The sequence below is a fragment of the Mesobacillus sp. S13 genome (genome assembly GCF_020422885.1).
Lineage (GTDB): Bacteria > Bacillota > Bacilli > Bacillales > Cytobacillaceae > Mesobacillus > Mesobacillus selenatarsenatis_A.
This window is the reverse complement of the sequence record NZ_CP084622.1, coordinates 3,011,355-3,032,024: the sequence shown is the minus strand read 5'-3', so window position 1 is coordinate 3,032,024 and position 20,670 is coordinate 3,011,355. Positions and strand designations below refer to the sequence as shown.

17 protein-coding genes and 1 other annotated feature are annotated in these 20,670 nt (G+C 41.8%); of the genes, 9 read left to right on the top strand and 8 right to left on the bottom strand.

What is annotated here, in order from left to right; genetic code table 11:
- Window positions 1–3: 3 nt before the first annotated feature.
- The 4 genes from LGO15_RS15505 to LGO15_RS15490 all read right to left on the bottom strand — a co-directional run bounded on the left by LGO15_RS15505 (window position 4) and on the right by LGO15_RS15490 (window position 2,507).
- Window positions 4–1,248, bottom strand: coding sequence for a hypothetical protein (locus LGO15_RS15505; protein ID WP_167831325.1), 1,245 nt, complete (start codon window positions 1,246–1,248; stop codon window positions 4–6).
- Between the two features lie 5 nt (window positions 1,249–1,253).
- A complete protein-coding gene (locus LGO15_RS15500; protein WP_167831324.1) occupies window positions 1,254–1,469 on the bottom strand; it encodes a DUF2249 domain-containing protein in 216 nt (71 codons plus the stop codon).
- Between the two features lies 1 nt (window position 1,470).
- Window positions 1,471–1,710, bottom strand: a complete 240-nt coding sequence (locus tag LGO15_RS15495) for a DUF2249 domain-containing protein (protein WP_167831323.1) — start codon at window positions 1,708–1,710, stop codon at window positions 1,471–1,473.
- A gap of 107 nt (window positions 1,711–1,817) precedes the next feature.
- On the bottom strand, window positions 1,818–2,507 hold the full coding sequence (locus tag LGO15_RS15490; protein WP_167831322.1) for a Crp/Fnr family transcriptional regulator: 690 nt from the start codon (window positions 2,505–2,507) through the stop codon (window positions 1,818–1,820).
- A gap of 223 nt (window positions 2,508–2,730) precedes the next feature.
- Here LGO15_RS15490 and LGO15_RS15485 point away from each other — a divergent pair, with 223 nt between their 5' ends.
- Entirely contained in the window at window positions 2,731–5,094 is a 2,364-nt protein-coding gene (locus LGO15_RS15485; RefSeq protein WP_167831321.1) for a nitric-oxide reductase large subunit, read from the top strand.
- Between the two features lie 36 nt (window positions 5,095–5,130).
- Here the strand turns inward: LGO15_RS15485 and LGO15_RS15480 are convergent, their stop codons facing one another.
- Window positions 5,131–5,268 carry a hypothetical protein gene (locus tag LGO15_RS15480; RefSeq protein WP_167831320.1) on the bottom strand — a complete coding sequence of 46 codons (138 nt, stop codon included), beginning with the start codon at window positions 5,266–5,268 and terminating at the stop codon, window positions 5,131–5,133.
- A 178-nt stretch (window positions 5,269–5,446) separates the two neighbouring features.
- On the opposite strand from LGO15_RS15480, the gene LGO15_RS15475 reads away from it, so the two are divergent.
- The 4 genes from LGO15_RS15475 (at window position 5,447) to asnS (ending at window position 10,587) form a co-directional block, all read left to right on the top strand.
- Complete coding sequence (locus LGO15_RS15475; RefSeq protein ID WP_167831319.1) at window positions 5,447–5,680, top strand: DUF2249 domain-containing protein; 234 nt, start codon at window positions 5,447–5,449, stop codon at window positions 5,678–5,680.
- Window positions 5,681–5,896: 216 nt separating this feature from the next.
- Complete coding sequence (locus LGO15_RS15470; protein ID WP_167831318.1) at window positions 5,897–7,405, top strand: carboxypeptidase M32; 1,509 nt, start codon at window positions 5,897–5,899, stop codon at window positions 7,403–7,405.
- Window positions 7,406–7,469: 64 nt separating this feature from the next.
- On the top strand, window positions 7,470–8,375 hold the full coding sequence (locus LGO15_RS15465; RefSeq protein ID WP_226085219.1) for a DMT family transporter: 906 nt from the start codon (window positions 7,470–7,472) through the stop codon (window positions 8,373–8,375).
- A gap of 534 nt (window positions 8,376–8,909) precedes the next feature.
- Window positions 8,910–9,143: a binding site (T-box leader), on the top strand.
- A gap of 52 nt (window positions 9,144–9,195) precedes the next feature.
- A complete protein-coding gene (asnS, locus tag LGO15_RS15460) occupies window positions 9,196–10,587 on the top strand; it encodes an asparagine--tRNA ligase (protein ID WP_167831316.1) in 1,392 nt (463 codons plus the stop codon).
- Between the two features lie 148 nt (window positions 10,588–10,735).
- Here asnS and LGO15_RS15455 read toward each other — a convergent pair whose 3' ends face one another.
- The 3 genes from LGO15_RS15455 to LGO15_RS15445 are packed head-to-tail and all read right to left on the bottom strand — an operon-like array spanning window position 10,736 to window position 13,044.
- On the bottom strand, window positions 10,736–12,391 hold the full coding sequence (locus tag LGO15_RS15455; RefSeq protein ID WP_167831315.1) for a b(o/a)3-type cytochrome-c oxidase subunit 1: 1,656 nt from the start codon (window positions 12,389–12,391) through the stop codon (window positions 10,736–10,738).
- The gene (locus LGO15_RS15450) at window positions 12,391–12,867 is read right to left on the bottom strand and encodes a cytochrome c oxidase subunit II (RefSeq protein ID WP_167831314.1); all 477 of its coding nucleotides are present in this window, start codon (window positions 12,865–12,867) and stop codon (window positions 12,391–12,393) included. Before LGO15_RS15450 ends, LGO15_RS15455 begins: the two co-directional genes overlap by 1 nt.
- A 27-nt stretch (window positions 12,868–12,894) precedes the next feature.
- Entirely contained in the window at window positions 12,895–13,044 is a 150-nt protein-coding gene (locus tag LGO15_RS15445) for a cytochrome c oxidase subunit 2A (RefSeq protein ID WP_167831313.1), read from the bottom strand.
- 637 nt (window positions 13,045–13,681) lie between these two features.
- On the opposite strand from LGO15_RS15445, the gene LGO15_RS15440 reads away from it, so the two are divergent.
- The 4 genes from LGO15_RS15440 (at window position 13,682) to LGO15_RS15425 (ending at window position 20,611) form a co-directional block, all read left to right on the top strand.
- Complete coding sequence (locus LGO15_RS15440) at window positions 13,682–14,455, top strand: SDR family NAD(P)-dependent oxidoreductase (protein ID WP_167831312.1); 774 nt, start codon at window positions 13,682–13,684, stop codon at window positions 14,453–14,455.
- 517 nt (window positions 14,456–14,972) lie between these two features.
- Window positions 14,973–16,058, top strand: coding sequence for a type III polyketide synthase (locus tag LGO15_RS15435; RefSeq protein WP_167831311.1), 1,086 nt, complete (start codon window positions 14,973–14,975; stop codon window positions 16,056–16,058).
- Between the two features lies 1 nt (window position 16,059).
- A complete protein-coding gene (locus tag LGO15_RS15430; RefSeq protein ID WP_167831310.1) occupies window positions 16,060–16,629 on the top strand; it encodes an isoprenylcysteine carboxyl methyltransferase family protein in 570 nt (189 codons plus the stop codon).
- A gap of 328 nt (window positions 16,630–16,957) precedes the next feature.
- The gene (locus LGO15_RS15425) at window positions 16,958–20,611 is read left to right on the top strand and encodes a dynamin family protein (RefSeq protein ID WP_226085218.1); all 3,654 of its coding nucleotides are present in this window, start codon (window positions 16,958–16,960) and stop codon (window positions 20,609–20,611) included.
- Window positions 20,612–20,670 lie beyond the last annotated feature (59 nt).

Below are 20,670 nucleotides of genomic sequence, written 5' to 3'. Positions count from 1 at the left end.
TCCTTAAATGGTTATCACTTTTGCGATAATGTAGCTGAACAGGACTGTTCCTATCACGATTAAACTCTGGCCAATATAAAAGATTGGCATCACCTTGACTACGAATGAAAGTAAAAGAAGAATTGTACCGGCAGTGAAGATAAGGAAAAGAGGCAATGCCAACTTTTCATCCATCATGTCCTTTAATGCAGGTACCTTCTTTTTGCCGATTTCTTTGCTGTATTTATGAGTCCACCACAGGAATGGAACGATTTTATACAAATAACCGATGATGCTGAATGCGATCCAGGATATTAAATAAAGTAAGATAATCGGCCCTGCCATTGCTGAAAACAGATTTGTTGCACTTGCTGTAAAAGCGGCTAAGTGGATTAAAGCCCCGCAGCCTATGGCGAATAATTCAAACATGAAGGGACGATCAAGTTTCTTCTTCACGCGCTTATCGATGATCTTTTTAACATGCCAGCTAAAAGTCAAGAAACCAGCTAATAAGAAGGAGGATCCAAACACTTCAAGCATATGGCTGCCTGTGATGAATGAAAATATTAAGAGGAAGATACCAACAACATAAATAGCGAAAACAAAGGGTGCCAGTTTCATGGAATACCCATGTGAAAGTGAGAACATCGGGACCATTTTATAGGAAAAACCAAAGATCAATAATGAAAACCAGCCAACGGTACCAAGCAGGATATGAGTTTTAAAGATAGCTTGATAATATTCTGATAGAAAGCCTGTCTTCATGCTCAGTACCAGTGTGATGCCAAGTGAAATGGTAGCTAGCAGACAAAATAGCGCAGATCCGACGAATAAAGTTAGGATATTTGGCTTTGCCTGGCTTTTTAGCGTCATGAACATTTGGAAAATGAACATTAAGATGCCGAGCAATGTCAGCAGTCCTGGAATCATGGCATCTTGTGGGCGAAAGTACAGAGCGCCTGCGAAGGAAATGATTCCTGCAACCGTAACTGCCAGCTGCCAGAACCCGAATCTTTCATTCCAAATCGGTGTCAGGAAAGCGACAGGGACCAGCTGGTACATTGAGCCCATAGCGACCATCAGTGCCCATCCAAGCACGAACAGATGGGCAGCAGACCAGATTGCCGGAAGCCTGAAAATACCGGAAACAAGAAGGTCGCCGTTCAGCAGGATCAGCAGCTGTGATAGGACTAAGGCCACCATGCTGAAGCCGATGAAAGAAAAAGGAAGTTTAATATTAGTCTCGTTGCCACTGCTTTGTTGAAACATTTCAATCACCCCGCTTTTCGGGAAATCGTCACACGATAGCTGCCGTCTTCTTGCTGTTCAGTCAAATAGATATAGCCCATTTCATCCAGCTGTTCGAACAGGAACATTGGTCGGCGGTCATTAATGATGATGAGCGTCTGTCCTGCTTCAAGCTCTTCAAGCTTTGCGAGCGTCCTCATCATTGGCTGAGGCGGTTCAAGCCCTCTATTATCAAGCATCATTTTACTTTCCTCCTGTTTTAGTAAAAGTAATTTTATAATGTTTTGCTTCGATTTTTTCTACCTCGTGCTCAAAACCCTTTGCTTTTAACACACCATAGAGCGGAACAGGCTTGAAAGGTGCATGGAGGATCAGGCTGTCATTCAATTGCAGCTCGCCAATGGCCTCCATGATTTTCTGGAAAGGCTCCAGCTTTTTATTGATATCCTCCCGCACATCCAATTCAATACTTCTGTGTTCCATATCGATCAGCTCCTAAATACTTTTGTTGGTATGATTAAATGATAATCATTTTCACTTCTTTCTTCCGTGATGCGCATCACTTACACTCTAAAAATTACATTTTCTACTTAAAACAATTCCTGGTGCAATTTTTCATGATCAATCAGATAAAAACCGTCAGCGTCCAAGCTTAAGTAATCCTTCTTCTTTAAATGGTTGATTGTTCTGCTGACGGTTTCCCTCGAAGTACCGATCATGTTGGCAAATTCTTTATTGGTAAAATGGGTGGTTAATTTGAAACCATGCTCTTTCTTTTCCCCATTTGTCTTACATAGTCGTAGCAACAGCATAATAATCTGTTCATACGTATTATGAAGAATCTGTTCCTCAAGTCTGGCCTGTAAATCGATGATTTTCTCACCAAGCACGCGGAATAACTTAATAGATAGTTCAGGATAAGCAACCAGGATTTCTTCAAATTTAGAAATTGGGACGATGATCATCTGCGTATCCTCCATTATTTCCGCGTGTGCGGGATACTGGCCTTTCCTGAAGAAGCCAGCGTGAGGGAACATCTCGCCAGTTTCAAGTACTGACACGATCTGTTCTCTACCTGAAGAGTCTGTTTTATAAATCTTCACTTTCCCTGAATGGATGAAGAACACCCGGTCAAGTGGATCTCCCTGCATGAAAGCATACATTTTATTCTTGAAGAATCTCGGCTGGGCGATTTCCACAATTGGATTCAGTTCATCTTGTGATAGTTCTTTAAATATAGGAACCTCTTTTAATTGCTGTCTGATTTGGGATATATGCATATCAATCTGCTCCTCTAACTATTGGATTCAATATCTATCGTAAATTTTATCAAGAGACGAATAGGGGTTAAGTGACCTGAATCATATAATGACGTTTTTATGAAAATAATTATCATCGCTGTGTGAAATATCACACCTGACAAATGAGGAACTTCACAAACTTACCATTGAATTCTCTTTATGCTTAATTTGTAAATCAATCAGGAAAGGGGATGTATGGTAGATGGAAATCCAGCATGGAACATCTAAGAAGACAGTGGTCAAGAAAAATACAAACTCACTGTTGAAATCCGTACTCATCATTACTTTATTACTAAGCTTTACAGTGCTCCTGACAGGGGGATACTGGATCTTTAAAGATATGGCTCCGAGGCCGCTTGAAGTCACAAGCGAAAAAGGAGAGATCATCTTAACGAAAGAAAGCATCATGGGAGGGCAGGCTGTATTCCAGAAATATGGTTTGATGGATTATGGAACTGTATTAGGGCATGGTTCTTATATGGGACCTGATTATACTGCAGAGGCATTGAAAATTTATACTGATGGGATGCAAGACTTCAGAGCACAGGAAAAATACAGTGAAGATTTTGAAAGCTTAGCAGGGGATGAACAAACAATCATTCGAGACATTGTGATGAAGGAAATGCGTGAAAACCGTTATATGCCGGATAAAGATAAGCTGGTATTGACAGATGCTCAAATATTCGGGCACGAAAAGGTAAGGGAATTCTATCATACTATTTTTACGGAAGGTGACGATTGGGGTCTTAAGCCTGGATTAATCCAGGAAAAACATATGCCGGATGGTGAGCGCGCCTGGGTATCCAAGGGAGACCAAATTGAACAAATCGCTGACTTCTTTTTCTGGACTGCTTGGCTATCGAGTACTGAAAGACCAGACGATGAAATCACTTATACTAACAACTGGCCTTATTATGAAGACGCAGGAAACACGATGTCATTTTCGGCAATCTGGTGGAGCGGGGCGAGCGTGACCATTTTGATCTTGTTCGTCGGATTGATCCTCTTTGTATTCTATCGTTATCACCTGGGGATGCAAGAGGCTTATACAGCCGGCAACTTCCCTAAAATTGACCTGAGGAAGCTTCCGCTAACCTCTTCACAATTGAAAACAGGCAAGTATTTCGCCGTTGTATCTGTACTATTCTTTGTACAGGCAATGTTCGGGGCACTTCTGGCACACTATTATATCGAGCCTGACAGTTTCTTCGGAATGAAGTGGGTTCATGATATCCTGCCATTTAATATTACAAAAGGCTTCCACTTACAGCTGGCGATTTTCTGGATAGCGACTGCGTGGCTTGGAATGGGCATCTTCATCGCTCCGCTGGTCGGCGGTCATGAACCAAAACGCCAGGGATTACTAGTCGATATCCTTTTCTGGGCACTAGTAGTGCTCGTAGCCGGCAGTATGATAGGCCAATGGCTTGGAGCAAACGGCTATCTTGGAAACAACTGGTTCCTATTAGGTCACCAGGGCTGGGAATACCTTGAGCTGGGACGTATTTGGCAATTCATTCTTGCGACAGGCATGCTGATTTGGCTGTTCATCGTATTCCGCGGCATCAAGAGTGGATTGAAAAGAGAGTCCGATAAAGGCGGATTGATACACCTATTGTTCTACTCAGCGATTGCCGTACCGGCCTTTTACTTCTTTGCTTTCATGATCAATCCAGGGACACACTATACCTTTGCTGACTACTGGCGCTGGTGGATCATCCATCTATGGGTTGAAGGTATTTTCGAAGTTTTCGCAGTGGTTGTTATTGGGTTCTTGATGGTCCAAATGAAGCTCGTCACAAAAAAATCAACAATTAGGGCATTATACTTCCAACTAATCCTTCTAATGGGAGCAGGTGTCATCGGTATCGGTCACCACTATTACTACAATGGCTCATCAGAAGCTTGGATCGCGCTGGGTTCGGTATTCTCAGCTCTTGAAGTCATTCCGTTGACCTTGCTCATTCTGGAAGCGTATGAACAGTATAAAATGATGAGGGATGGGGGAGTGGATTTCCCTTATAAAGGTACATTCTGGTTCTTGATTTCAGTAGCGATTTGGAATCTGGTTGGTGCAGGGGTTCTAGGCTTCCTGATCAACCTGCCAGCAGTCAGCTTCCTTGAGCACGGCCAATTCCTGACACCTGCCCACGGCCACGCGGCAATGATGGGTGTGTATGGAATGTTCGCAGGAGCAGTACTGATCTACTCATTGCGCAATATTGTGAAGCCTGAAAAGTGGAGCGACAGGTGGGTGAAATTCATTGTCATCATGCTGAACGTGGGATTGGCCGGCATGGTCTTCCTTTCATTGCTGCCAGTCGGTTACCTTCAGTTAAAAGAAGCCTACTTCAACGGATATGCAGCATCACGTTCATCACAGTTCTTGCAGCAAGAAACAGTTGAGATGCTTCTGACGCTGAGAGCGATACCAGATTCAATCTTTTTGATTGGTGTTGCTGCCCTGGCGATCTTCAGTGTAAAAGCACTATTTAATCTGCGTAAAGTGACACATAAAGAAGGGGAGCAGTTGCCTGTAAAAGACTTGGCGGTTGATGAAGAATAATTTGGAAAACCGCAAAGCGTCTTGCTTTGCGGTTTTTTATGATGGTTTTTGTTCCTCTTCTTTCTCACACTCAAAACAAAGGACTCTTCCATCCTTATGAACACCATTTAAAAAACCGTCCAAGCAAAAAATCTCTTTTCCACAACTTTCACAGCGGCCTACTAACTCTTTCACAAACATCCCTCCCCATCTTATAGTTCTATCTTATAAAAGAAATCCCTCTAATTTTCATTAGATCACTATCCTTCATGAATGAAAGAAGTCATAGTCAAACTGTGACCGCGCTCACTACAGGGGAGTTTTCACAGACTTATAATGAAAATGTAAACATCATAAAAAAGGAGAGAGAGAAATGACTTTCAACGTTATTATCAATGTTCCTGATTACCCACCCCGGGAAAAACACCCTACTATATTCCAAAACTTTGATTCACTGCAAAAGGGTGAATTCATGCAAATCGTCAATGACCATGACCCAAGACCGCTGCAGTATCAATTCATGATGGAACGTCCGGAATCTTTTTCTTGGGAGTATCTTGAAGAAGGTCCAGAAACATGGCGCGTAGCAATCGGAAAAACAAAATAACCAAATAACCAATTAAATAAACCCTCTGATTCCAATGAACAACAGGTTCGCCTGTTGTTTTTGTTTTGTTTCGGAACAGATTAATCTTGTTAACTAATAGACTGATACAGTTGGAATCTATTGTTCATTTGGACCGTACTCTTTTTGATATTCGCGAACGTAAATTTCAGAAAAGTATGATAAGATAGAATGGAAAAGAAAAATGGGGTGAAATGAATGAGTGAAGTATTGCAAACAGAAAAGAAATTTTTAGATTATGTTAAAAAAATGGCAGCCTATGGAGAGGCGCTTTCTTTGATTTATTGGGATTTAAGGACAGGAGCTCCGAAAAAGGGAGCTGGTCAGCGTTCTGAAGTGATCGGGGTACTTTCTTCCGAGCTGTTCAATATGTCTACTTCAGAAGAAATGGCATCATACATAGCAAGGCTTTCCAATGAAACAAGTTTATCAGAAATTACCCGTAAAACACTGGACGAGTGCCGGAAGGATTATGACCGCAATAAGAAAATCCCAGCGGAAGAATACCGTGAATATGTGATCCTGCAATCAAAAGCCGAAAGTGTATGGGAAGAGGCAAAAGCAAATTCCGATTTTGAAATGTTCAGGCCGTATCTTGAAAAGCTGGTCGAAACGACTAAGAGATTCGTAAGTTACTGGGGATATGAAGGCAATAAATACAATACGCTGCTCGACATGTATGAGCCCGGTGTTACAGTCGAGGTACTGGACCAGGTATTTGGAGACCTTCGTGATAAAATCGTCCCGCTCGTTCAGCAGATTTCCAGTTCAACAGATAAGCCTGAAACTGAATTCCTGTTCAAGCATTTCCCTAAAGAAAAGCAGCGTGCATTCAGTCTTGAAATCCTAAAACAAATGGGCTATGACTTTGATGCTGGCCGTCTCGATGAAACGGTCCACCCATTTGCAATGGGACTTAACCCTGGGGATGTAAGGGTTACGACGAAATACGATGAATCAGACTTCAGGACAGCTGTTTTCGGTACAATCCATGAGGGCGGCCACGCTCTATATGAACAAAATATTTCAGAAGAGCTAGTCGGAACTCCTATGAGTTCAGGAACTTCAATGGGAATCCATGAATCCCAGTCACTTTTCTACGAGAACTTTGTCGGCCGCAACTACTCCTTCTGGAAAAACAACTACAGCCTGCTGCAGGAGTATTCAGATGGACAGTTTTCAGGCGTGGAAGTAGAGGATTTCTATCGGGCTGTCAATGAGTCCAAGCCAAGTTTGATCAGGATCGAGGCAGATGAGCTAACATATCCGCTGCATGTAATGGTCCGATACGAGATTGAAAAAGGCTTATTCAATGATGAAATAGAAGTAAAAGATCTTCCGCAGATCTGGAATGACAAATATGAACAGTATCTTGGCATCAGGCCGGAAAATGATGCACAGGGTGTCCTTCAGGATGTACATTGGGCTGGAGGCAGCTTTGGTTACTTCCCATCCTACGCTTTAGGCTATATGTATGCAGCGCAGTTTAAGGATGCCATGCTCAAAGACTTGCCTGACTATGAGGAACTCCTGGAACAAGGGAATCTTAAGCCAATTAAAGAATGGATGACTGAGAAAGTCCACAAGCATGGAAAAATGAAAAAACCACTTGAAATTTTGACTGATGTAACTGGTGAGGGACTCAATGCCCAGTACTTAGTGGATTATTTATACGAGAAATACAATAAAGTATACCAGATGGTCTAGTAAGATCCTATTTTTATAAAAAAAGATGGCAGTCTTCCTGCCATCTTTTCTGTGTGGTGAATGTATGTCCGGGAAATTACCATATTTAATGATTGCCTTTGCTGCGGCGATGTGGGGGCTTATCGGCTTTTTTGTAAAAGGCCTTACGAATGCTGGATTCACGGCGATGGAGATTGTGGCAATCAGAGTGATGGCTGCTGCCATTATTTTGATTTTGGTGGGAATGGCTTTTTATCGAAGTCATTTAAAAATCAGGGTGAAAGACTTGTATCTTTTTGTGGGTACAGGGATTTTAAGCATTGTGTTTTTTAATTGGTCTTATTTTACGGCAATCAACCTGATGAACATCCCGATTGCAGTAGCTTTACTCTATACTTCTCCGGCTTTTGTTGCGGTTTTATCCTTTCTTTTCCTGAAAGAAAGCATTAACAGGAAGAAGCTGTTTGCGATTGTCATGACCGTCATTGGCTGTACACTTGCCGCAGGCATTACAGGGCAGGGGGGAATGTCGTTTTCTGCCTCCAGTATGCTTATTGGCTTAGGGGCAGGCTTCGGCTACGCTCTTTACAGTATATTTGGCAAGATCGCATTAAGGCGCTACCATCCTTTTACGGTCACATTGTATACATTTCTGGTAGCTTCGGCTGCCCTCGTTCCGACAACTGGCATTTTCAGCAAAACGGATGTCCTTTTTGCTGGGGATGTGTGGCTTTATGCAATTGGATTAGGGGTTTTTCCAACTGTGGTTGCCTATTTTGCTTACTCCTGGGGCCTTGAAAGGACGGAAAGCAGTACTGCGGCAGTAGTTGCTACACTAGAACCTGTCATTGCCACCATGCTGGGAATACTGGTGTATGGTGACAGGCTGGGAAGTCTTCAGTTGCTCGGATCCTCATTGATTATCCTATCTGTAATATCTATTAATATCTCATTTCCGAGCAGGAAGCATACAAAGCACTTCACTGTGTGATTCAGTCTCTTTTGTAGTGGGGAAACGAACAAGCATAATAATGTAGCAATTAACAGAGAAAGGAGCCTGGTTCAAAACCAAGCTTCTTTTTATTGTTCTATTGAAAGTGCTTTTAGTTAGGCTCAGTTATCAATCAATGATAATTTCCGAGTACGTATGGGAATTCATAAGCGGAGAATTTCCGGCTATTGTATACGAAGGAAGCTTTGAAGCAGAAATAGGCGGATGTATTCCGGTTAACTGCTGAAAAAATGAAAAAATCAAACGATTTGGATTAAATAACCGGAAATACGCCCCTTATTTTTATGGAAATAAGCCTCGTTTTCGATTTAAGCGGAATTTTTCCTGTTATTTATCAACAATGTGAAATCAACATTCAGTTATAACATAATTTTAGTTAAAGAAAATTGTGTCACTTGAGATTGTACATAATGATTTTGAGGATAAGTGTTAATAAATTGGAGGGCAACTAGACAAAAGATTATGTTTTGTGATAAATTATTACAGTAAAAATCCTTTTGATAACTACATATTTTTAAATCGATGAAAAGGAAAGTAGTTTTTGCTATATTCGATAGCGAGCCGGGGACGGTGGAAGCCTGGCGATGAAGCATAAATGAAGAACACCTTTGAGTTCTAACCGAAAGGGATATCCGTGAGTAGGCTTAGACGTTTCCAGCACGTTACAGACTGGGATAGCAGTAGTAAAGTTGGTCATTTTATGACAATTTGGGTGGTACCGCGGAAGTTCAGCCTTTCGTCCCTTTTTTGGGGATAGGAGGCTTTTTTTATTGCAAAAATTACCCTGAGGAGGTTAATTATGATTAAGACCGTAGTAAAAGATTTATACAGAAACCAAGAAAATTTTAAAGACCAAACTGTTCAAATTACAGGATGGATCCGTACTCTTCGTGATTCCAAAACCATTGGCTTTATGGAGTTAAACGATGGAACTTTCTTTAAGAGTGTACAAGTTGTTTTTGAAGATACCCTTGATAACTTCAAAGAAGTTACAAAGTTGCCTATTAGCTCTTCTGTTTTAGTAGAAGGTGAATATGTACCAACTCCTGACATGAAACAGCCTTTTGAAATCAAAGCGACTAAAATTGTAGTCGAGGGATTGTCGGATACCGATTATCCTATACAAAAAAAGAGACATACCCTTGAATATTTGAGAACAATCGCTCACTTACGTCCGAGAGCAAACGCCTTCTCAGCCGTTTTTAGAGTAAGATCTCTTGCATCTTATGCCCTACACAAATTCTTCCAAGACAAAGGATTTGTCCATGTACATACACCGATTATTACTGGAAGCGACACTGAAGGTGCCGGGGAAATGTTTCGTGTGACATCAATGGACATGAACAAGCTTCTAAAAACTGAGGACGGAAAAGTGGATGAAAGTGCAGATTTCTTCGGCAAAGAGACCAACTTGACCGTGAGCGGTCAACTGAATGCGGAAAGCTTTGCGCTAGCTTTCCGTAATGTGTATACCTTTGGTCCAACATTCAGGGCAGAAAATTCAAATACGGCAAGACATGCTGCGGAATTCTGGATGGTCGAGCCGGAAGTTGCCTTTGCAGAATTACCTGATATCATGGACCTTGGAGAAGAAATGGTCAAGTATGTCATTGATTATGTTTTTGAACATGCACCAGAAGAAATGGCCTTCTTCAATAGCTTTATTGATAAAACACTTATCGAAAGATTGCAGAATGCATTAGAATCCGATTTCGGGCGAGTTACTTATAGCGAAGCAGTTGAATTACTAAAGAACTCAGGCAAGGAATTTGAATACCCAGTTGAATGGGGTACAGATTTGCAAACCGAACATGAGCGTTACCTTAGTGAGGAAATTTACAAGCGTCCTGTCTTCGTAACCGACTATCCGAAAGACATCAAGGCATTTTATATGCGAGCGAATGAGGATGGCAAGACAGTTGCCGCAACTGACCTTTTAGTCCCTGGAATTGGCGAGTTAATTGGGGGAAGTCAGCGTGAGGAAAGAGAAGAAGTCCTCGCAGAACGAATTAAAGAACTTGGTATGTCTGAAGAAGACTACTGGTGGTATCTTGAGCTTAGAAAATACGGCAGCACTAAGCATTCTGGCTACGGAATCGGATTCGAACGACTTGTTATGTATCTAACAGGGATGAAGAACATCCGCGATGTCATTCCATTCCCTCGTACACCAGGAAACGCAGATTTTTAATTAAATACTTGTAAAAAAATAGGATGCCTATGCATCCTATTTTTTTAGGATCAATACTGTATAACAATAAAAAACAGGGTGTGAAACCTTTTTTGATTTCATACCCTGTTTTGGTTATTTTTTGCTTCTATACTTAAGAAGAAAGCTTTTAGAAGAACTTATATCCCTTAGATCCTATCGGTGCATTTTGGATCATATCGATGAACGGTATTGTGTATGCGAATAGGATTAAAAGGACAGTGATGCCAAGCCATAACTTCCAGTTTTCGAATACCATCGGAGTCTTCTCAGCTTGATCAGCAACCTCTCCGACAGGGAATTCTTCATCACCTTTAGGTGCAAAGAATGCAAGATTGATGAAAATGTAAAGCATCAGTATGATTCCAAGGAACAGGATGGATCCACCGACTGCCTGTGCGACCTGGTAAGGAATCCATTCAGCAGCTTGTTCTGCACCTCCGTAAGTTGAGAATGATGAACGGCGTGGAGCGCCAAGCAGGCCTGCTGCGTGCATTGCACCGGACATGAAGGTCATACCGATTGCCCAGACAATCCCCTGAATGATTGCTAGTTTATTCATAGCCTTTGTTAGTACCCTTCCAGTAAGGTGAGGAACTAGCCAATAAGAAATTCCGAAGAAAGTCAGGACGACTGAAGTCGCAAGTGTCAAATGGAAATGGCCTGTAACCCAAATGGTATTGTGTACTACCTGGTTCAACTGGTGGGATGCGTTGACTAGTCCGCCAGCACCAGCAGGAATGAAAGCTAGCATTCCGATAAATGGTACTGCAAAGCGTGCATCGCCCCAAGGAAGCTTTTTTACCCAGCCGAATAGGCCAGTAGAGCCTTTTGAACGGCCGAACATTTCAAATGTCGCAAACAACGAAAATGCAGTCATCAATGATGGGATGACAACAAGGAATGTCAAAATAACCTGAAGGAATTTCCATGCTGGGTCAATACCTGGTTCCATCAACTGGTGGTGGAAACCAACAGGGATTGAGAATAACAGGAATAGGATGAAAGACATCCTTGCTAAAGAATCAGAGAAAATCTTTCCGCCGATGATCTTTGGCACGATCGCATACCAGGCCATATATGCAGGCAACAGCCAGAAATATACAAGCGGATGTCCGAAATACCAGAACAATGTACGGCTGACCAATACATCTACCCGCTCTACTAGGCCAAGTGACCAAGGAAGCAGTTGGAATAATACGGTGGCAGCGACACCAATTGTCGCAACAATCCACATAAGCGTGTTTACAAGTGACATAAAAGTCAGCAATGGACTAGGTTTTCCTGGATTTGCTTTTCTCCATGAAGTGTAAGCCATAATCAGTGCGGCACCGTCAATCCAGCTTCCGACGATGACAAGTGTAAGTCCTAGGTAAAAGAGTGCGTGTGCTTGTAAAGGTGCGTAAAATGTATAAAGAACAGAAGCCTGGTTCGTCAGGATCATGACAGCAGCCATTACAGTACCAATTGTCATTGTCCAGAAACCAATCCAGCCAGTCAAACGTTGTTTATCTGTTAATGTACCGGATGTTTTGCTCACTAAAGCGAGCTGGAATCCCATAATGAAAAATGTAGTTAAAACCAGTCCGAGCACAACACCATGGACCGTGAGGATTTGGTAATATCCAGTCCATGAAGGCAGTTCGAATTTTCCTGAACGGACGAGTGTCTGGAGCAAACCTGCAAGCCCGCCAATTGCAAGAGCGATGAAAGCGACATAAAAGTGGGCCATTGCCAATTTGCCGTCTCGGCGGTCTACTTTTGGATTAATTAATTTCGTAGTCATTATTCAACCACCTCGATTTTAGACGTCATCATGTGGTGGCCGACACCACAATATTCATTACAAACAATCAGATAATCGCCAGCTTTGTCAAATGTTGTGACGAACTCACTGATATATCCAGGCTCTAGCATCATATTAATATTTGTTCCTGCCACCTGGAATCCGTGGATGACGTCTTTGGTAGTCGCGATTACTTTCACTTTGGCTCCTTTTGGAACCTCAATTTGTCCAGGATTGTAGGAAAATGCAGAAGCTACAAAGACAAGTTCGTAATCCCATTCTTTTCCTTCTACCTTCTTCAGGCCAGGCTCATCGAAAGGTGCTGTAGTATCTACCTTTTCAGGATTGATTGTTGCCAGGCAGCTTGGTGGCTGGTTGCCTAAATAAAATGCGCTGACTCCAATAACAGATAGAAATACGATTAATGTCGTAATTCCAAATATAAGCCAGATCTTTTCAAATTTATGAATATGCATAACTTGTTTCTCCCCTTTTGGTCTCTCTTAAAAACGATTAACAAATAATAAATAAACGCCTACCCAAGTAGCGATTAAAAAGAATCCTAACAAGAACACAGATGCAAGTGTTCCTTTCAAGGAAGATTGGTCTTCCACCTTCGTATGTGTTTTCTTCCCGATTCCAGGCTGAGCCATCCCGGTCCACTCCCTTCGTAATTAAATGTTCGTTAATAATTGATGAGTACATTCTCATAATACAAAACAATTTGGAAACGTAAATATGGTTTCAGACAGTTCACAAATTGTTCATACCTGACATATTTACTATGTTAATGGTGAAAACGCGTCAATACAGTGATTTAAGTCACATAGAACGAGGGGGAAATGTGAAGAATTTGTGAATACACCCATGTGAAACCATGAACAAAAGTGAAAACAAGCAAAACGAGATGTGACAGAACGACTTGACATTTTTAAAAACAGGAATCACTAATCTGAACTTAAGCGAATAAACTAATATAAAATGTGTCGATCAGGAAGTGGTACTCATGAAGAAGTTTTATTGCGAACATTGCCGCCTCATATATGATGAAATGAAAGTATGTAATATATGTGGAGGAGCAGCCGAAAAACAAATCTGGATTGAGGTACAAAAGCAATCCAATGAAAAATAGCACCTGTTTAGGTGCTTTTTCTATCTGCCATGCTTTATTTGATACTAATTAAGGAAATTTATCAGTCGAGAATTTAAATTGAATGTCAGGCGACGAAGCCTGAATTTCCCGCTTAATATGGTAAAATGGAGTCAATTTAAAGTGGGAGGATGATATGAATGTTTTTGCCATCATTTGATTTAGAAGGGAAAACAGCGATAGTGTCAGGCGCTGGAAGAGGGATCGGCAGGGCGATCGCTATTGGCCTGGCTGAGGCTGGAGCAAATGTTGCCTTACTTGCCCGAACGGAGGAGGATCTCAAAGAAACATCTTCGGTAATTGAGAAATTAGGAAGGAAAACTCTCGTGCTGCCGACAGATGTGACCAAAAGGGACCAAGTACATAATTCGATTTCTGCAGTCAGTTCTGAATGGGGAAAAATTGATATTCTTGTCAATAATGCAGGAATGAATATCCGTTCAAAAGCTTTGGAAGCTACAGATGAAGAATGGCAAACAATCATGGATACCAACCTGAAATCAGCCTTCATGATGTCCCAGGAAGCGGGAAAAATCATGAAGGAACAAAATGCAGGGGGGAAGATCATTAATATCGCCTCTGTTGCCGGACAAGTAGCGCTCAGGACGGGTGTCGTCTATGCAGCGACTAAAGCAGCCCTTATGCAGATGACAAAGGTGCTCGCTATGGAATGGGGACAGTACGGAATTAACGTGAATTCAATCGGGCCATGGTACTTCAAAACGCCGCTGACAGAAAAACTATTGGCCGACGAAGCGTATGTTCAGGACATCCTATCAGTAACGCCTTTGAAGCGGATCGGGGAGTTGCCTGAGCTTGTAGGGCCTGTTGTATTCCTGAGTTCCGATGCGGGGAACTATGTGACAGGGCAAACATTATTCGTTGATGGCGGAATGACGATCCATGGATTTTGATTGCCTGGTGTATGGTACCTAGTGTAATAAGAAGTTTTACTGCATTACCCCAAAAATGATAAAGAGATGGAAAACGGTAAAAGCAGCTGCTTTGCATTGCCCGAAAAAGGGTCGCGGCTTGAAAAACGGTAAAAGCAGCTGCTTTGCATTGCCCGAAAAAGGGTCGCGGCTTGAAAAACGGTAAAAGCAGCTGCTTTGCATTGCCCGTAAAGGGGGCGCGGCTTGAAAAGCGGTAAAAGCAGATGCTCTGCATTGCCCGAAATGGAGTCGCAGCTTGAAAAACGGTAAATGCAGAAAGCGTACATTGAAATACATTGTCAACTGGTAAAGATTTTATAATGTATAAGGCCTCAGTGCATTGTATAATGAACTTGCACAGCAACTCCTTCAAAACGTTAGCTTTCCCTTATTGCGGGGAAGGCTTTTTTTTCGTTTCAAAGTCACAGACTAGTTTGACTGTATACTCTCCGGGTAAATGGAAAAAGTAACCGTACATAGATGTGAGGAGAGTATAAAAATGCCGAGAATTATATCCATCGCAGAAGCTGTGCCGCCTTATTCTATAGAGCAGGATAAGGTAATGGACTTTGCAGAAAATCTTTTCAGTGAATCCTTTAAAGACATCAAAAGGCTGATTACCGTTTTTCAGAATGGTCAAATAGAAAAACGCCATTTTGCCAAAGACCTTGAATGGTTTGAACATGATCATACATTTGAAGAGAAGAATGATGCCTATATCGAGGCAGCTGTTGATCTTGGGGCAAAAGCCATTTCAAATTGCCTGAAGAACGATGAGTTTCTGAAAGACGAAGTGCATCTTGAAGAAATTGATGCTATTTTTACCATCAGCAGTACGGGTGTGTCGACTCCGAGCATTGATGCGAGAATAATGAATGTCCTGCCTTCTTCTCAATATACGAAAAGGATTCCGATTTGGGGCCTCGGGTGTGCAGGCGGAGCATCAGGCTTGTCGCGTGCCTATGAGTATTGTCTTGCCTATCCAGAGGCAAAAGTGCTTGTGCTATCCATTGAGTTGTGCAGCTTAACTTTTCAACGAAACGACCGTTCAAAAAGCAATCTGATCGGCACTTCCCTGTTTGCAGACGGTGTTGCCTGTGCCCTAGTCTGCGGAGATCGTTCCGGCTATGAAAATATGATGAAAAAATCTTCGGCCCCCAATATTATCGGTACACAGTCCACCACCATGCCGGATTCTGAAGATGTAATGGGCTGGGAAGTGAAAAATGAGGGACTATATGTCGTCTTTTCCAAGGATATACCGACGATCATTGAAAACTGGCTGCAGCCCAATGTCTTAAGGTTCTTGAATACCAATGGCCTTGACGTTCCAGATCTTGATCACTTTATTGCTCATCCTGGAGGAAAGAAAGTACTTGAAGCCTATGTATCTGCATTAAAGTTTCCAAAGACGATGACGAAGACTTCACTTGAAGTCTTAAAAGAATATGGGAATATGTCTTCAGTGACAATACTATACGTATTAAAGAGGTTCATGGAGACTGCAGAGAAAGGCGACCTTGGCTTGGGTGCTGCCCTTGGGCCAGGATTCAGCTCGGAATTGTTATTGATGAGGTGGGAATAAAATGATGTTCCTCATATTTGTCGGATTGGTAATCTTTCAGAGGATGACAGAACTAGTCATAGCCAGAAAAAATGAGGCCTGGATGAAAGAGCAGGGAGCAATAGAGTTTGGACAGGGACACTATCCTGCTATGGTTGCAATCCACACAGCTTTTTTTATCACTTTTATCGTGGAAGTGATTCTTTTTGATAAAAATCTGTCAGGATTTTGGCCAGTGTTACTTGCTCTGTTCATTTTTACACAGATAATGAGGATTTGGGCACTGTCTTCTTTAGGCAAGTTCTGGAATACAAAAATCATTATTCTTCCTGGAGCCAATGTGGTCAAGAGAGGTCCTTATAAGATCATCAAGCATCCTAACTATTTAATAGTGGCGATAGAATTGATTGTTATTCCCCTAATGTTCAATGCCTATATTACAATGGCAGTCTTTACTCTATTAAATATCCTTATTTTATCCATTAGGATCCCAGCGGAGGAAAAGGCATTGAGAGAGCTGACGAAGTATGAATCTGAATTCTCAACTCATGGGCGCTTCGTTCCGAATTTGTTAAATAAGTGTGACAATTAACTTCCTTTCATTGAAAATGATAATCAATAGTGATACACTTTTCTTAAGATGAAAATTGTTCTCAATTAAAAAGAACCTTAAGGATGGTGTCGGACCCATGGTTTCAATGATCGTTGTTTCAACCATTGCAGCTTATTCCTTACTTATGAAATACGTACTTAGCAATGTACTAAAACCACATTAACCAACCCTATTCTCAATTAGATGAAAGCCTGGACCCAGTGTCCGGGCTTTCTTTTTTCGAAAAGCAAAAATGTAATTATAGGAAAAGAGCGAAAAATCATATAAAATAAAGTTATTCACAATTTTGTCACAAGGGGTTAGAGGAATGGGCCACACTATTGCACAGCAAGATTATAAGCTTCTAGGAAAGATCCTATCTTTATATAACTTAATGAATTCAAACCACGATGAAGATACAGCAGAAAAAGTAAAGGAATTGGGAAGAAAAGCAGTCGAAGAAGAATTCTCAATCGCTTTTTGCGGACATTTTTCCGCAGGTAAATCGAGTATGATCAACAGGTTGATTGGCGACAACATCCTGCCATCAAGCCCGATCCCAACCAGTGCAAATCTGGTAAGGATTAAATCAGGTTCTGAATATGCCAAGGTCCTCTTCAAAGAAGGCAGGTCACGCTTGTATCCGGCACCATATGATTATGAAACTGTCAAAACGTACTGCAAGGATGGCGAACAAATACAGGCGATCGAAATCAGCCATAGTGGGGCTGAGTTTCTTGAGCAGGCCGTCATCATGGATACACCGGGAATCGATTCTACAGATGATGCGCATAGGATTGCAACTGAATCAGCGCTCCATTTGTCAGACATTGTTTTTTATGTCATGGATTATAACCATGTCCAATCTGAACTGAACTTTCTTTTTACAAAAGAATTAACAGATGCTGGAAAAGAATTGTATTTAATTATCAACCAGGTCGACAAACATCAGGATGCAGAATTGTCTTTTGACCAATTCAAGAGGAGTGTTGAAATTTCTTTTGCAGACTGGGGGGTAAAGCATGCGGGGATCTTTTATACATCGCTGAAAGAACCTGATGCTCCTCATAACCAGTTCCAGGAGCTTCGTTCTTTTATCATGGAGCGGAAGGGAAAGAGAAAGGAAATCCTGCCAATTTCAATTTTTAAGTCGATGGAAAAACTGACCGAGGATCATTTGGCGAATCTGCAACAAAATGTTTCTGAAGAAATTGATCAATATGAAATGGTCCTTGAAGGAATTCCTGACAGTGAGCGGCAAAGACTGTCGGATGAGTTAGATACAATAAAGAAGCATATTGAAAAAATCCAGATTGACCGGGATCCTGAACGGGAATTTCGTGAGGGACTCAATGATATCTTAAAGAACGCCTATTTAATGCCATTCCAGACCAGGGAGCTGGCGGAGGCTTATCTGCAGTCGAGGCAGCCAGACTTTAAAGTGGGCTTGTTGTTTTCAAAGCAAAAAACGGAACAGGAACGAACAGCTAGACTCGATAATTTCTATCGAGACCTGGAAGATAAAGTGCAATCCCAGCTGAACTGGCATATCAAGGACTTTTTATCTAAGCTGTTCAAAAAGCATAATCTTTCCCAGACGGAGCTCCAGACAGCAGCAAATAATTTCAAGATTGACTTCCAAACTGAGCTGCTATCTGAAGCTGTTAAACCTGGTGCGAGACTTTCAGGGGACTATGTCCTCAATTATACGAATGACGTCGCTGACGCATTGAAGAACCTTGCCAGAAGAAAGCTAGAGCCAATCAAGGAAAAGTTCATTGGCAATGTAAAAGGGCTAGGTGATGAGGAGGTAAATGAACTTCTCCAAAAACAAGAAAAACTTGAGAAGCTGTTCTCTGCGTGGGAAGCTTTGCGTGCCATTCAGGAAACCTTAGCCGAACAACGCAGACTTGTATCGGAAATTCTGTATGGTCAACCGACAGAATTTCTGGAGAAAGACTACCATATTTTCAGGGCAGCAGAAGACGAGCCAGAAGTGATCCTAACGGATGACACTTCCTCTTCAAACACTGCGAAGAAAAAGGCTGGCCCATCAGCTCAGGAAGTTCCTGTCGAGCAAGGCGGTAATGAGATCGCACAATTTCATGAAGAACAACAACAGCTGGTAGAGAAAATGAATTATACAGCTGAACAGATCGAGAATATACCCGGTTTGAAAAAAATCGCCCGTGAATTGAAAGAAAAAGCTTCACGATTAAAAGAAAGAGAATTTACAGTTGCCTTATTTGGAGCTTTCAGCGCCGGAAAATCTTCTTTCGCGAACGCTCTAGTAGGTGAGCGGATTTTGCCGGTATCACCAAATCCGACTACTGCTGCAATCAATAAAATCAAGCCGGTGACGACTGAGCATCCTCACGGGACGGTCATAGTCAAGATTAAGAATGCTGATGAAATGCTGAAAGAATTGGATCGGTCTCTAGGATTATTCGGCAAGAATACAAGTGATTTTGAGCGAGCGATCGATCAAATCAATACTCTTGAATTCGAGGACAGCGGTTACAGTGCGGCAGAAAAAACACATTACTCATTCCTCAAGGCTTTTGCCAAAGGATTCAGCAATTTCAAAAATAGCTTTGGAGAACTGCTGTCTGTGGACCTTGAATCATTCCGAGGGTATGTTGCTGAAGAGGAAAAATCCTGTTTTGTAGAGTGGATCGAGGTTTATTATGATTGTGAGCTTACAAGAGAGGGGATAACCCTTGTTGATACGCCAGGGGCCGATTCAATCAATGCACGCCACACTGGAGTGGCCTTCGATTATATCAAGAATTCAGATGCAATCTTGTTCGTGACCTATTATAATCATGCATTTTCAAAAGCGGATAGGGAGTTCCTGATTCAGCTTGGCAGGGTCAAGGATACCTTTGAACTCGATAAAATGTTCTTTATTGTCAATGCCGTCGACTTGGCTAATTCTGAGGAAGAACGTTCGGACGTTTTGGAATACGTCGAGGATCAGCTTGTCCAATACGGCATCAGGAAACCTCATCTATTCCCTGTTTCCAGCTTGAATGGGTTAAATGCGAAGCTGGAAGATAAGAATGGCGGAGACCAGCTCTTTAATCAATTTGAACGATCGTTTTATTCATTCATTGCCAATGACCTTATGAATATGGCTGTAGAGTCTGCAGAGGCAAAATGGGGTCAGGCGATCAATATGATCGAAGAAATGATCAGATCGGCAGAAGAAGATAAGGCGGCAAGGGCTGATAAACGCCAGAAATTAATATCACAAAAAGAAGAAATGCTGCATGTTTTATCTGAGAAGAAGCCATCGGTTCTTGAAGAACGCCTGATACAGGAAAGTGATGAATTGACTTACTACATTCGCCAGCGTGTCTTCATCCGATTTGGTGAATTCTTCAGGGAGGCCTTCAATCCAGCCCTTTTAAAGGACGATGGACGAAATATGAAGAAGGCTCTTGAAAGTGCGCTTGATGAATTGGTTGATAGCATTGGATATGACCTTGCTCAGGAAATGAGGGCTACATCATTGAGGTCCGAGGCATTCATTGTTCGAATCTTGAAAGAGTTCCAGGAAGCTTTGATAGCTGAATTCTTGAAAATTAATTCTTCAGTTTCCATTTCTGCCACGGAAAATGGTACTTTAACCGGACTCGACTTTGAAACAGCATACCAGGACATCGATCGTACGAGATTCAGGAAAACGCTTGGAATGTTCAAAAATCCTAAATCCTTCTTTGAAAAGAATGAAAAGAAATTTATGGCGGATGAACTAGAAAAGCTTTTACACGGACCAGCTGGGGATTATCTCGAAAAAGAGAATGCAAGGCTGAAAGGTCACTATCTGCCTGAACTGGAGCGGGAGTTTGCAAAAGTACAGAAGGATTTCTCAGAGCAAATTACCGAGTATTTTGAAGGAATCACCTCTGCACTTGATGATAATTTCTCGATTGATTCTGTAAAAACTGCGCTGCTGAAAATAAAAAACTATCAATAAGGGTTGTATGAAGTAATGACCAGTAACCGATTTCATGCATGTGCTACTTGTGTTAATTT